The 12348-nt window shown below is 55.0% G+C and carries 10 protein-coding genes; 5 read left to right on the top strand and 5 right to left on the bottom strand.

What is annotated here, in order from left to right:
- Positions 1-49 precede the first annotated feature (49 nt).
- Positions 50-607, bottom strand: coding sequence for a YtfJ family protein (locus AC6I77_RS16755; protein ID WP_003855512.1), 558 nt, complete (start codon positions 605-607; stop codon positions 50-52).
- Positions 608-921: 314 nt separating this feature from the next.
- Between AC6I77_RS16755 and AC6I77_RS16750 the strand changes: the two genes are divergently transcribed.
- A complete protein-coding gene (locus AC6I77_RS16750) occupies positions 922-1128 on the top strand; it encodes a DUF1107 domain-containing protein (RefSeq protein WP_003855513.1) in 207 nt (68 codons plus the stop codon).
- Between the two features lie 179 nt (positions 1129-1307).
- Here AC6I77_RS16750 and paeA read toward each other — a convergent pair whose 3' ends face one another.
- Positions 1308-2630, bottom strand: a complete 1323-nt coding sequence (gene paeA / locus AC6I77_RS16745; RefSeq protein WP_008925787.1) for a polyamine export protein PaeA — start codon at positions 2628-2630, stop codon at positions 1308-1310.
- A gap of 491 nt (positions 2631-3121) precedes the next feature.
- On the opposite strand from paeA, the gene tamA reads away from it, so the two are divergent.
- Genes tamA through AC6I77_RS16730 form a run of 3 tightly spaced genes read left to right on the top strand, consistent with a single transcriptional unit; the run spans position 3122 to position 8981 of the window.
- Positions 3122-4861, top strand: coding sequence for an autotransporter assembly complex protein TamA (gene tamA, locus AC6I77_RS16740; protein ID WP_008925786.1), 1740 nt, complete (start codon positions 3122-3124; stop codon positions 4859-4861).
- On the top strand, positions 4858-8625 hold the full coding sequence (gene tamB, locus AC6I77_RS16735) for an autotransporter assembly complex protein TamB (protein WP_497817159.1): 3768 nt from the start codon (positions 4858-4860) through the stop codon (positions 8623-8625). Before tamA ends, tamB begins: the two co-directional genes overlap by 4 nt.
- 2 nt (positions 8626-8627) lie before the next feature.
- Positions 8628-8981, top strand: coding sequence for a gamma-glutamylcyclotransferase family protein (locus tag AC6I77_RS16730; RefSeq protein ID WP_497817158.1), 354 nt, complete (start codon positions 8628-8630; stop codon positions 8979-8981).
- A gap of 59 nt (positions 8982-9040) precedes the next feature.
- Here the strand turns inward: AC6I77_RS16730 and ppa are convergent, their stop codons facing one another.
- The 3 genes from ppa to AC6I77_RS16715 form a co-directional block, all read right to left on the bottom strand.
- The gene (gene ppa, locus AC6I77_RS16725) at positions 9041-9571 is read right to left on the bottom strand and encodes an inorganic diphosphatase (RefSeq protein ID WP_003855519.1); all 531 of its coding nucleotides are present in this window, start codon (positions 9569-9571) and stop codon (positions 9041-9043) included.
- 100 nt (positions 9572-9671) lie between these two features.
- On the bottom strand, positions 9672-10121 hold the full coding sequence (locus tag AC6I77_RS16720) for a DUF441 domain-containing protein (protein ID WP_003855520.1): 450 nt from the start codon (positions 10119-10121) through the stop codon (positions 9672-9674).
- Positions 10122-10182: 61 nt separating this feature from the next.
- Positions 10183-10593 carry a lysozyme inhibitor LprI family protein gene (locus AC6I77_RS16715; protein WP_039659418.1) on the bottom strand — a complete coding sequence of 137 codons (411 nt, stop codon included), beginning with the start codon at positions 10591-10593 and terminating at the stop codon, positions 10183-10185.
- A 168-nt stretch (positions 10594-10761) separates the two neighbouring features.
- Between AC6I77_RS16715 and AC6I77_RS16710 the strand changes: the two genes are divergently transcribed.
- The gene (locus tag AC6I77_RS16710; RefSeq protein ID WP_003855522.1) at positions 10762-12321 is read left to right on the top strand and encodes a methyl-accepting chemotaxis protein; all 1560 of its coding nucleotides are present in this window, start codon (positions 10762-10764) and stop codon (positions 12319-12321) included.
- Positions 12322-12348: the final 27 nt, after the last annotated feature.

Raw genomic sequence — 12348 nt, 5'->3', positions numbered from 1 at the left:
TTGGCATAAATGCCCGGCGAGCGATTCTCTCGCTCCCGGGTGTTCAGCATTACTCTTTCAGCAGTGAGTTGACCAGCGCGATAACTTTTGTCACTTCATCCTGCGTCAGCGAACCATCCTTCACAAACTTCACTTTGCCCTGCTTATCCAGCACCACTATGGCGGAACCACCAGGCTGTAACTGCCAGCTGTGCTGCACGTTGCCTTTGCTGTCTATGACAAACTGAGACCAGGGATATTGCTGCTTGTTGGTCTCGACGCTGCTGCGCACAAACATGCCCGTGCCCGGAATCGCGTCATCGGTATTGACGATGGTGGTGGTCTGATAGCGATCATGCGGCAGCTTCGCGGCTTTGATCGCTTCTACCAGTGCCGCGTTCATCTCTTTCGCAGATGAGCGACCCGCAATATGCTGGATGACGCGAACTTTTCCGCTGAGCTGCGCGCTATTCCAGTTTTTGTAGCTAAACTTCTCCTGTTGCAATAACAGCTCGCCTTTGTCATTCACGCCTACAGCCGGTACCCGCATATCCAGTCTGAGGTTATGAGCCATCGCGCCTGCCGGTATCAACAGAGACAACGCCACAGCTGCCAGGGTTATACGCATTGTTATTTCCTTAGGTGATCAGACCAGTCAGTCATTTTACTGCAATAGTAAGCAGGGATGATGCGCCTGTCCTGGAAAGGTGTCAGGTTTGTTATGGCCGCCACAATTCCTTAATCAATGAAGGTTTATACTGTGTTGTGTGAGCCTGATAACAGAGTGTTCTGTAATGATGTGTCAATTCAGTAAAAAAATTCACTTTTAGGAACATCAGTCAGTTTTAGTGTTCTATAGTTATCGCGAATTCGCGCTTCATGGGCTGGAACCAAATTTGGAAACGGCGAAGCGTGCTTAAAAATGTACAGGAGTTAAACAGCATGAAGATCTTCCAGCGCTATAATCCGCTACAAATAGCGAAATATGTAAAAACGCTGTTCAAAGGAAGGTTGTATATCAAGGACGTGGGCGCGTTCGAGTTCGATAAAGGGAAAGTATTAATCCCTCGCGTCAAAGACAAACAGCACCTGAGCGTGATGTCAGAAATTAACCGCCAGGTCGTTCGTCTCAAACTTGAGTTCAACTAATAACAAGGGCGCCGATGGCGCCCTTAGTGTATGACCTATCAGGCTATTCCCTTTGCCTGTCCGAACACGGACGGTGCCCACAATCTCCAACTGCTACGTAAACGTTCCGGTTGTTCCGCGCGCTCTGTATCCAGGACTGCCTGGGACAATAATAGCCGCCGGGACACGCTCTGAGTCATTTACTCTTCTTCGGTTTTGGTCAGGTTCAGCACGGGTGGTCGTTCATCAATGCGGGTGACCAGCAGCTGATCGATACGGTAGCTATCGATATCTACCACTTCGAACTTATAGCCAGCAAACTTCACAAAATCGGTACGCTTTGGAATCTTACGCAGCATATACATCATAAAGCCGCCGATGGTTTCGTAGTTGCCTGACTGCGGGAAATCATCGATGTCCAGCACGCGCATTACGTCATCAATCGGTGTGCCGCCTTCAACCAGCCATGAATTCTCATCGCGCGCCACGATCTGCTCTTCCATGCCCTGACCGACCAGATCGCCCATCAGTGTGGTCATGACGTCATTCAGCGTAATGATGCCCACGACCAGCGCATATTCGTTCATGATCACCGCGAAATCTTCACCAGCGGTTTTAAAACTTTCCAGCGCTTCTGAGAGCGTCAGCGTGTCCGGCACGATTAGCGCAGAGCGAATCTGCAGGCCGCTGTTCAGCGCCATGCTCTGATTGCCGAGTACGCGCAGCAGCAGCTCTTTTGAGTCGACATAGCCAACGATATGATCGATGTCGCCGCTGCAGACCAGAAACTTCGAATGAGGATGCTGGGCGATTTTGGTCTTGAGGCTGGTCTCATCTTCGTGCAGATCAAACCAGACAATATTCTCGCGTGAGGTCATTGAAGAGGGAACGGTACGTGACTCCAGCTCAAACACGTTTTCAATCAGCTCATGCTCCTGCTTGCGCAGAACGCCCGCCAGCGCACCGGCTTCCACCACCGCGTAGATATCGTCGGAGGTGATGTCATCTTTACGCACCATCGGCAGCTTGAAAATACGGAAGAAGACGTTGGCCAGGCCATTAAACAGAAATACCAGCGGACGCATCACTAACAGGCAGAAACGCATCGGATTGATGATGCGCAGCGCGATGGTTTCCGGTGCGACCATGCCAACCCGCTTTGGTGTTAAGTCGGCAAACAGGATAAACAGGCTGGTCACGATGGTGAATGAACAGATAAAGCTGAGCTGTTCCGCCAGTTCCGGCGAAACAAAGCGGTTAAACAGGCCGCTGAAAACCGGTGAAAATGCCGCGTCGCCGACAATACCGCCCAGGATGGCGACAGCGTTAAGGCCAATCTGCACCACGGTGAAGAACATGCCCGGCGTTTCCTGCATTTTCAGCACACGCTGGGCATTGACGTTGCCTTCGTCGGCCAGAAGTTTCAGTTTGATCTTACGGGCGGCCGCCAGCGAGATCTCCGACAGGGAGAAAAAGGCACTGATTACAATCAGCAATAAAATGACAAGCAAGCTATCTAACATATGAGATCCAAAGGGTTATCCACTTGTCATTTTTGGCCTGGGCAGCGTGGGTAAGCGCAAACAGAGTTGGTTTATCCGTGAAACAGAGCTATCCGTGCCAAAAATGTCTGCGCCAGTTCGACAACGTACATGTCGGGGCAGAAATGAAAACAGGCGGAATGCCTGTGGTGGCAGATTATAGCAGGAGCGCTCATCGGGCCGCCAGAGGGCAATCTGCCGCTTCCCTCAGGATTAGCAGGCAGAACGGTACGTTATCGACTCAGATTTATCTGAGTGAATCATTTTGGACCGCTCATTCCCGCCTGCAGGAGTTGTATCAATCCCCCCATTTACCGACAATAGCCGCGTTATTTGAGTTAGAAGTCGATTTTGCGCCGCCGTTTGCCATAAAGTGCGGCTATGATGAGGATGTTGCCGTTGCGGTAGTGCGGGCAAAGATGATTAATAAGTGCCCCGCGGAAAAGGGGCCGGCATGATTAACAGGAGTACAGGTGCCACGATTTTATGTTTATTGCATAGCTGGCCTGCTGCTTGCCGCGCCCGCCCTTGAGGCGGCGACCGTGCGATTACAGGTAGATGGCTTAACCGGGGATCTGCAAAAGAATGTCAGAGCGCGCCTTTCCACCATCGGCAGCGACGAGGTCTCGAATGATGGCCGTTTTCGTGCACGTGTCTCTGTTGCAATAAAAGAGGGGCTGCGCGCCCTTGGTTATTACGAGCCGACCATCGATTTCGAATCCCGCCCCGCGCCTGCGAAGGGAGGACGGCCGGTATTAGTCGCACATGTGACGCCGGGCGAGGCTGTCAAAATTGGCGGCAGCACCATTGTGGTGGAAGGTGATGCGCGCAATGATCCTGATTACAAAGCCTGGGTGAAGCAGGGACGGCCCAAAGTGGGCACGCAGCTTAACCACGGGCAGTATGACAAATTTAAAAGCGGCTTCTCTAATCTTGCGCTGCGTAACGGCTACTTCGACGGCACCTTTAAAAAAAGCCAGCTCGGCGTCTCGGTTGAGCGCCATGAAGCGTTCTGGGATATCGACTACGACAGCGGCGAGCGCTATCGCTTTGGTGACGTCACTTTTCAGGGATCGCAGATTCGTGAAGAGTATCTGCAAAATCTGGTGCCCTTTAAAGAAGGGGATTACTACAGCTCACGCGATCTGGCCGAACTGAATCGCCGCCTCTCCGCCACCGGCTGGTTTAATTCGGTGGTGGTCGCGCCGGAATTCAGCAAGGGACGACAGACTAAAGTGCTGCCGCTGAGTGCCGTGATGTCACCCCGCACCGAAAACACCATTGAAACCGGCGTCGGCTACTCAACTGACGTCGGTCCGCGGCTGAAAGGAACGTGGAAAAAACCGTGGATCAACGACAGCGGCCACAGCCTGACAGCCAGCGCCTACGTGTCTGCGCCGGAACAGCAGGTCGACCTCAGCTATAAAGTCCCGTTACTGAAGAGCCCACTGGAGCAGTACTACACCTTCTCCGGAGGCCTCAAGCGTACCGACCTTAACGACACCAAAGCCGACACCACCACGCTTGCGATGTCGCGCAACTGGGACAGCAGCAGCGGCTGGCAGAAGGCGGTCAACCTGCGCTGGAGCCTGGATCACTTTACGCAGGGCAGTGTGACCAATACCACCATGCTGCTCTATCCCGGCGTCAGCGTAAACCGCACCCGCTCGCGCGGCGGTCTGATGCCGACCTGGGGCGACTCACAGCGCTACTCCGTCGACGTTTCCGATACGACATGGGGCTCCGACGTCGACTTCCTGATTCTGCAGGCGCAAAACGTCTGGATTCGCACTCTCGGTGACAGTCATCGCTTTGTGGCGCGCGGCAATCTTGGCTGGATTGAAACCAACGACTTCGACAAGGTGCCACCGGATCTGCGCTTCTTCGCCGGTGGTGACCGCAGTATTCGCGGTTACAAATACAAAAATATTTCACCGCGTGACGACGACGGCAAACTCACCGGGGCATCAAAACTCGCCACCGGATCGCTGGAATATCAGTATAACGTCACCGGTAAATGGTGGGGCGCGGTGTTTGTCGACTCAGGCGAAGCGGTTAACGACATTAAACAGAGCAATATCAAAACCGGTGCAGGTGTCGGTGTGCGCTGGTCTTCACCGGTTGGCCCCATCAAATTTGATATTGCCAGACCTATCGGGGATGACGAGGAGCATGGATTGCAATTTTACGTAGGACTGGGGCCTGAACTATGAAGCTGTGGAAAAAGGTCCTGATCGGTATTCTGATCTTTCTGGTTGTGCTGTTGGGTGGCGTGGCATTTTTAATCGGGACCACGCCGGGACTGCATTTAGTGCTCAAGGGTGCATCGCGCTGGGTGCCTGGCCTGTCGATCAAACAGGTCGATGGCGGCTGGCGTAACCTGACCCTTAACGGTCTGCGCTTTGAGATGCCCGGCGTCAGTGTTGATGCCGGGCAGATTCACCTGGCGGTGGATCTCAACTGCCTGCTGCACTCCTCCGTGTGCGTCAACGATGTCTCCCTGCGCGATATCAGCGTGGTCGTCGACAGCAAGAAAATGGCACCTGCCGCCGCCGCACCGGAAGAGGAGAGTAGCAACGCTAACCTCAGCACACCATACCCCATCACGCTGCGTCATCTTGGCCTGCACAACATCAATGTGAAGGTTGATGACGCCGCGATCTCGCTGCTCGATTTCACCACGGGCCTGCAGTGGCAGGATCGCGCGCTGACGCTGAATCCGACCCATATCCAAAGCCTGCTGATTGCGCTGCCAAAAGCGGCAAAAGTGGTGAAGGAAGAGGTGGTCGATCCGAAAGTTCAGCAGCCGCATCCCGCTGAGAAACCGCTGGGCGAAACGCTGCAGGCGATGTTTGCGCAACCGCTGCTACCGGCATTGCCTGATTTCCGTCTGCCGCTGGATATTGACGTACAGCAGATTCTGGGCGAGCAGCTGCGCGTGACCGGCGACACCGATATCGCTGTCAGCCGGTTGTTGCTGAAAGCCAAAACCGCCGATCGGCAGATGCAGTTAACGACGCTGGAAGTGGACTCGAATCTGGGCAATCTGACGGGGAGTGGGCAGGCGACGCTGGCGGATAACTGGCCGGTCGATTTCTCCCTGAATGGCACGGTCAATACCGATCCGATTAAAGGCGAAAAGCTGGCGCTGAAACTTAACGGCGCGATGCGCGACACGCTGAAGCTGGGCCTGAATCTCTCAGGTCCGGTCAATGCGCAGCTGGATGCGACGACCCAACTGGCTGTTGCGGGATTGCCGCTGTCACTGCAGCTGACCAGTCCGCAACTGCGCTGGCCGCTGACCGGACCGATACAGTATCAGGCCGATAACCTGGACTATCAGTTCAAAGGCAAAGCCACCGACTATGTGATGTCACTGCAGACCGCCGTGAAGGGCGAATCTGTGCCACCGGCCAATGTCTCGCTGACGGGTAAAGGTAACGTTGAGCAGTTCAGCCTCGATCGCCTGCGCGTAGCCGCGCTGCAGGGCAATATCGATCTCACCGCGCTGGTGGACTGGAGTAAGGCAATCAGCTGGCGCAGTGAGCTGACGCTGGCAGGGATCAATACTGCGAAACAGTATCCTGACTGGCCCGCGCGGCTGGATGGCAAAATCACCACGCGCGGCAGTCTGTATGGCGGCACCTGGCAGCTGAGCGTGCCGCAGCTTCAGCTAAAAGGTAACGTGAAAAAGAATGCCGTAACCGCTGACGGCTCACTGACCGGTAACAGCTACAACCAGTGGACGGTGCCGGGTATTAAGCTGGCGCTGGGACGCAACCATCTGGATGTCAAAGGGGCGCTGGGCGACAGTCTGGATCTTGATGCCAGTATTGATGCGCCACAGCTCGACAATGCGCTGCCGGGTCTGGGCGGCGTGGTCAACGGCACGATTAAAGCGCGTGGCACTCTGAAGGCACCGCAGCTGCTGGCCGATCTCAATGCCCGTGGTCTGCGCTGGCAGCAGATGCAGATTAATCGCGTCACCCTGAATGGCGATGTCCGCTCCGGCGAACAGGTCGCCGGTAAACTGCAACTTCGCGTTGAGCAACTGAAGCAGGATGCGCTGAACATCGGCCTGCTGACGCTGAATGCAGAGGGGAATGAGCGTCAGCATCAGATGAAGCTGACTGTGCAGGGCAAACCGGTCTCGGGTCAGCTGGCGCTCAACGGCAGCTTTGATCGCCAGACCGAGCGCTGGAAAGGCTCGCTAAACGATACCCGCTTTGACACGCCCGTGGGCGAGTGGCGTCTGACCCGCGCCATGGCCATCGACTATCTGAACAGCCGTCAGACGGCGACCATCGGGCCGCATTGCTGGCAGAACCCCAATGCACAAATTTGTGTACCGGGGCCGATTGAAGCGGGCCCGGCAGGTAAGGCGCATGTGGTGCTGAACCGTTTTGACCTTGCGATGGTCAAGCCATTTATGCCGGAGGCAACCCAGCTCAGCGGCCTGTTCAGTGGCGATGTACGCGTTAACTGGACGGCGGATGGCAGCCTGCCAACCGGTACTGTGGCGCTGAAGGGTAACGGCGTAAAAGTGGTGCAGGATGTTCAGGGCAACAGCCTGCCGATCGCCTTTGACACGCTTAACCTGAATGCCGCACTGCGAAACGGTCGCGCACAGCTCGACTGGCTGATCCGCATTGCCAAAAACGGGCAGCTGGATGGCAACGTGCAGATCGACGATCCGCAAAATCGCCGCACGCTGGGCGGTAACGTGAACATCCGCAATATCTCGCTGGCGATGATCAATCCTGCGCTGATGCAGGGCGAGAAGATCAAAGGCAGCCTGAACAGCAGCCTTCGCCTGGGGGGAAGTGTGCAGCAGCCGCAGGTGTTTGGGCAGCTGGGTCTGACGGGTGTGGATGTGGATGGCAACTTTATGCCGGTCGATCTGACCGCCGCCAACCTGAATCTGGTGTTCAACGGTATGAGCTCGACCCTGAACGGACTGGTCCAGACTGCACAGGGCAACATTAATCTTAGCGGTAACGCCGACTGGAGCCAGCTCGATAACTGGCGTGCGCGCATCGCGGCGCAGGGCAGTCGGGTTCGCGTCACCGTTCCGCCGATGGTGCGTATGGATGTCTCGCCGGATCTGGTATTTGAAGCGACGCCAGCCGCCTTTAACCTTGATGGCAGCGTCGATATTCCGTGGGCGCGCATCACGGTGCAGGAAGTGCCGGAAAGCGCGACGGGCGTCTCGTCAGATGAGGTGATGCTGGATAAACAGCTGAAGCCAATTGCACCGCAAACCGCTGCGATTCCGATTAACAGTAACCTGGTGATCCACGTCGGCAACGATGTGCGCCTGTCTGCATTTGGTCTGAAAGCGAAGCTGAATGGCGATCTGAAAATGGTGCAGGATAAGTCAGGACTGGGCTTAAACGGCCAGATCAACATTCCATCCGGTCGCTTCCACGCCTATGGTCAGGATCTGATTGTGCGTAAAGGTGAGCTGCAGTTTGCCGGGCCGCCTGATCAGCCTTACGTTAACCTGGAAGCCATTCGTAACCCGGATGCGACGGAAGATGGCGTCACTGCCGGTCTGCGCGTGACCGGCCTTGCCGATGAACCTAAAGCGGAAGTCTTCTCCGATCCGGCGATGTCGCAACAGGAAGCGCTTTCCTACCTGCTGCGTGGTCAGGGATTAGGCAGCGACGGCGACAGTAACGCTCTAACGTCGGCACTTGTTGGCTTAGGGGTTGCACAAAGTGGTCAGGTTGTGGGTAAAATCGGAGAGACCTTCGGTGTCAGCAATCTCGCCGTTGATACTGCCGGTGTTGGCGATAGCCAGCAGGTGCAGGTCAGCGGCTACGTGCTACCGGGTCTGCAGGTAAAATACGGTGTTGGCATATTTGATTCACTGGCGACGTTAACCTTGCGTTACCGCCTGATGCCTAAGCTCTATCTGGAAGCCGTGTCCGGTGTGGATCAGGCTCTCGATTTGCTCTATCAGTTTGAGTTTTAGCAATGCGAATAATTGTCTACGGCAGTTTACGGCGCAAACAGGGAAACAGTCACTGGATGACCAATGCGCAGTGGCTGGGTGATCACCAGATTGAAGGCTTTGAGCTGTATAGTCTGGGCCATTATCCCGGCGTAATAGAGGGCAATGGAGCGGTACATTGTGAGGTGTACCGCATTGATGCCTCAACCCTGGCGGAGCTGGATGCGCTTCGCACCAAAGGGGGAGAGTACAAACGATTTCTGACTCAGACGCCGTTTGGCAGTGCATGGCTTTATGTCTATCAACGCTCAGTGGCAGGACGCCTGCGCATTATGAGTGGTGACTGGCTAAAGCGTGATGAGGAGCCAGAGGCCTGAACAAAAACACCGTCCATTTGGACGGTGTTTTTTTTTCGACTTACAAACCGGCAGCAGAATTACTTCTTCTGTGCGCGCTCATAAGAGGAGATGATTTCAGCTTTAGCGGCTTCGGCGTTATCCCAGCCATCCACTTTCACCCATTTGCCTTTTTCCAGATCTTTGTAGTGTTCAAAGAAGTGGGTGATCTGTGCACGCAGCAGTTCTGGCAGGTCGTTCACATCTTTGATGTGATCGTACTCTTTAGAAAGCTTGGTGTGCGGAACGGCAACCAGTTTGGCATCTTCACCAGACTCGTCGGTCATTTTCAGCACGCCAACCGGACGGCAGCGGATCACGGAGCCTGGGACCAGTGGATACGGGGTTGGAACCAGTACGTCAACCGGATCACCATCCAGAGAAAGGGTATGGTTGATGTAACCGTAGTTGCACGGATAGAACATGGCGGTAGACATGAAACGGTCTACAAACAGGGCACCAGACTCTTTATCAACTTCATATTTGATCGGATCAGCGTTCGCTGGGATCTCAATGACAACGTAGATATCTTCTGGCAGGTCTTTACCTGCTGGCACCTGGTTCAAACTCATCTGGTATTCCTTCAGTAGTCGTATGTTGAGTGTCGGCTATTATAGCCAACTGACTCTGAATGTATGCCCCCTTTTTGGCGTTTCGGAATGCGCCCAAACGCTACTTAGCTGCCACAAACAGTGAAACAATGCCTGCGGCAATCAGTGGCCCTACTGGCACGCCACGAAAGAACGCGACGCCTATCACCGTACCAATCAGCAGACCTCCGATTACAGAGGGTTGTACGCTCATAAAATTCACGCCACGACCGCCCAGCCAGGCGACAAAAATCCCCACCAGAATCGCCACAATCGACTTCCAGTTGGCAAAGGATTTGATTAAGGCGGAGGCGGGCAATGAGCCGCTGGCCAGCGGCGCCATGACTGCCACAGTAAGAATAATGATGCCTAAGGTAATGCCCTGTTTTTCGACGTAGGGGAAGAACTGCGCCAGCGGGGTAATTTTAATCGCCAGCAGCACCAGAATCGAAATTGTGACCGCATTGTTGTGTACGAAATAACTCAGCACGGCGAGGCAAATCAGAATGATGGTCGAGGCGTAAGCAGCCATGGTTTCTCCCTGAAGGTTATGGAACGCACTGACTTCCGCCAGTGCAAAAGCCAGTTATCGATCAGCAGTCATCGGGATTCGCACAACTGCCTTTAGAAAGTGATTGCAACATCAGCGCCTGATTACGTACCAGGCTCAGATGCTGCGCGCTCAGGGCCACGCTACCCAGTGTTCCCTGAGAACTGAGCTGACTGCGACTCGCCTCCAGCCAGCTGTCGCGGTAGCTCAGCCAGGCACGCTGAGCGGCACGCAGTTTGTTCTTCGGTTCGCCGGAGAGCGTTTTCATCAGCTTGTTGTACTGCTTATTCATCGCCTGATCCCAGACCTTGCTTGCTGCCGCGTAGCACTGATTCATTGCAAGAGTCGTTGAGGCATTATTGAGGCAGCGATCAGGCGAAGCGTCTGACGGCATATCCTCTGCCAGCGCCGATGTGCTGAGGCAGATCAGCATCAGAAACAAACCTGGTTTCATTCTTTTCTCCGGATAACGGATGGGCGGCAATCAGCTTGATGGATGTTTCTGTGATGATCAAGTTGTTAACACTAATCAGCGTTAAAGTTTCGGACCGTTACTGCCGATAATTCCTCCGCTTTGAGGCCGCTTGAAATTCGCCTTTTCACATACACGGAAACTATCAGGATGAAACAGTTATCACTTCGCACGGGGTTGCTGGCTTTGCTGGCATTTATGACACTGCTGCTGTTGGCGGTGAGTTCTATGGGTATCGTGGCAATTAACAAAGGAAACCGCTCGCTGGATGTGGTTAACCGCATTCAGGGGATCGAGCTGAACAGTCTTTATAAGAGCAATTCAGATCTGATGCGTGCCCGCGCTAACGCGGCGCTGGCAGTGCGTAAAATTGAAATTGGTATGCTGGAAGAGGGCGCGGCAGTTACAAAACTCTCACAGGCGGATGTGGTGTCATCACAACTCAACCTGAAGCGCTTTGTGGACGCAGGAACGGTGACGGCGCACGGTAAGATGCTGGCGGATGCGGTTTCAGCCAGTTACAAAGCCTATCTCGACCAGGGCATCAAACCGATGATGGACGCGCTGGATAAGCAATATACCGACGAATATTACCAGCTGCTGGAAGGCAACCTGGCAACACTGGCGGCCAGTTACGATAAGGCGGTCACTGACTTCAGCCAGTTTGCTGACCAGGTCACGCAGGCTCAGCTGGTGCAGGCGGCCCAAAACGAAACCAAAATGAAAATCCTGATCGGTGTGGCAGGGATATTAACGTTGCTGCTGCTGGTGCTTGCCTGGCAACTGCTGCGCCGGATGCTGCTGCAGCCGCTGAACCAGGCGATTGTCCATCTTGAGCAGATCGCGGCGGGTGATCTGTCGCAGGCGCTGCCACCGTCCAGCAACAATGAGCTGGGCCGGCTTAACCATGCACTGAGCGGGATGCAGGACTCATTGCGGACCTCAGTGAGTCAGGTGCGTGAAGCGAGTATGCAGATCGACATCGGCAGCCGTGAACTGGCGGCCGGTAACGTCAATCTGTCTCAGCGCACCGAAGAGTCCGCCGCCTCGCTGGAGCAGACGGCGGCCAGTATGGAGCAGCTTACAGCCACCGTGCGACTTAACGCCACAAATGCTCAGCAGGCGAACCAGCTGGCAAGCGCGGTCTCCGATACTGCCGATCGCGGCGCTGAGGTCGTCAGCTACGTGATGGAAAAAATGAATGAGATCACCGAAAGCGCCAATCGTATCGGCGACATTCTCAGCGTGATTGATGGCATCGCTTTCCAGACTAACATCCTGGCGCTCAATGCCGCCGTGGAAGCGGCGCGTGCAGGCGAGCAGGGCCGTGGCTTTGCGGTGGTGGCAAATGAAGTGCGCACGCTGGCACAGCGCAGTGCTAACGCAGCCAAAGAGATCCGCACGCTGATCAGTGACTCCCAGTCTCGGGTGAAAGAGGGCAGTGAGATGGCGACGCGCGCCGGGGAAACCATGGATGAGATTTCTGGTGAGGTGATGCGCGTCACGGCACTGATGAAAGAGATCTCGATGGCCTCCGACGAACAGAGCCGTGGTATTGAGCAGGTCAATCTGGCCGTCACGCAGATGGATGCGGCAGCTCAGCAGAACGCCGCGCTGGTGGAGCAGGCAACGGCTGCGACTCAGTCGCTGGAAGCACAATCCGACCAGCTTCAGTCAACGATGGCGCAGTTCAGATTGCAGACGGCGTAAAAAACAGAAAGGGCGCGAAATCGCGCC

The organism is Pantoea sp. X-Soil-ISGK-259 (assembly GCF_059730705.1).
Note: the sequence above shows the minus strand (reverse complement) of the source record. Positions and strands in the feature narration are given on the sequence as shown.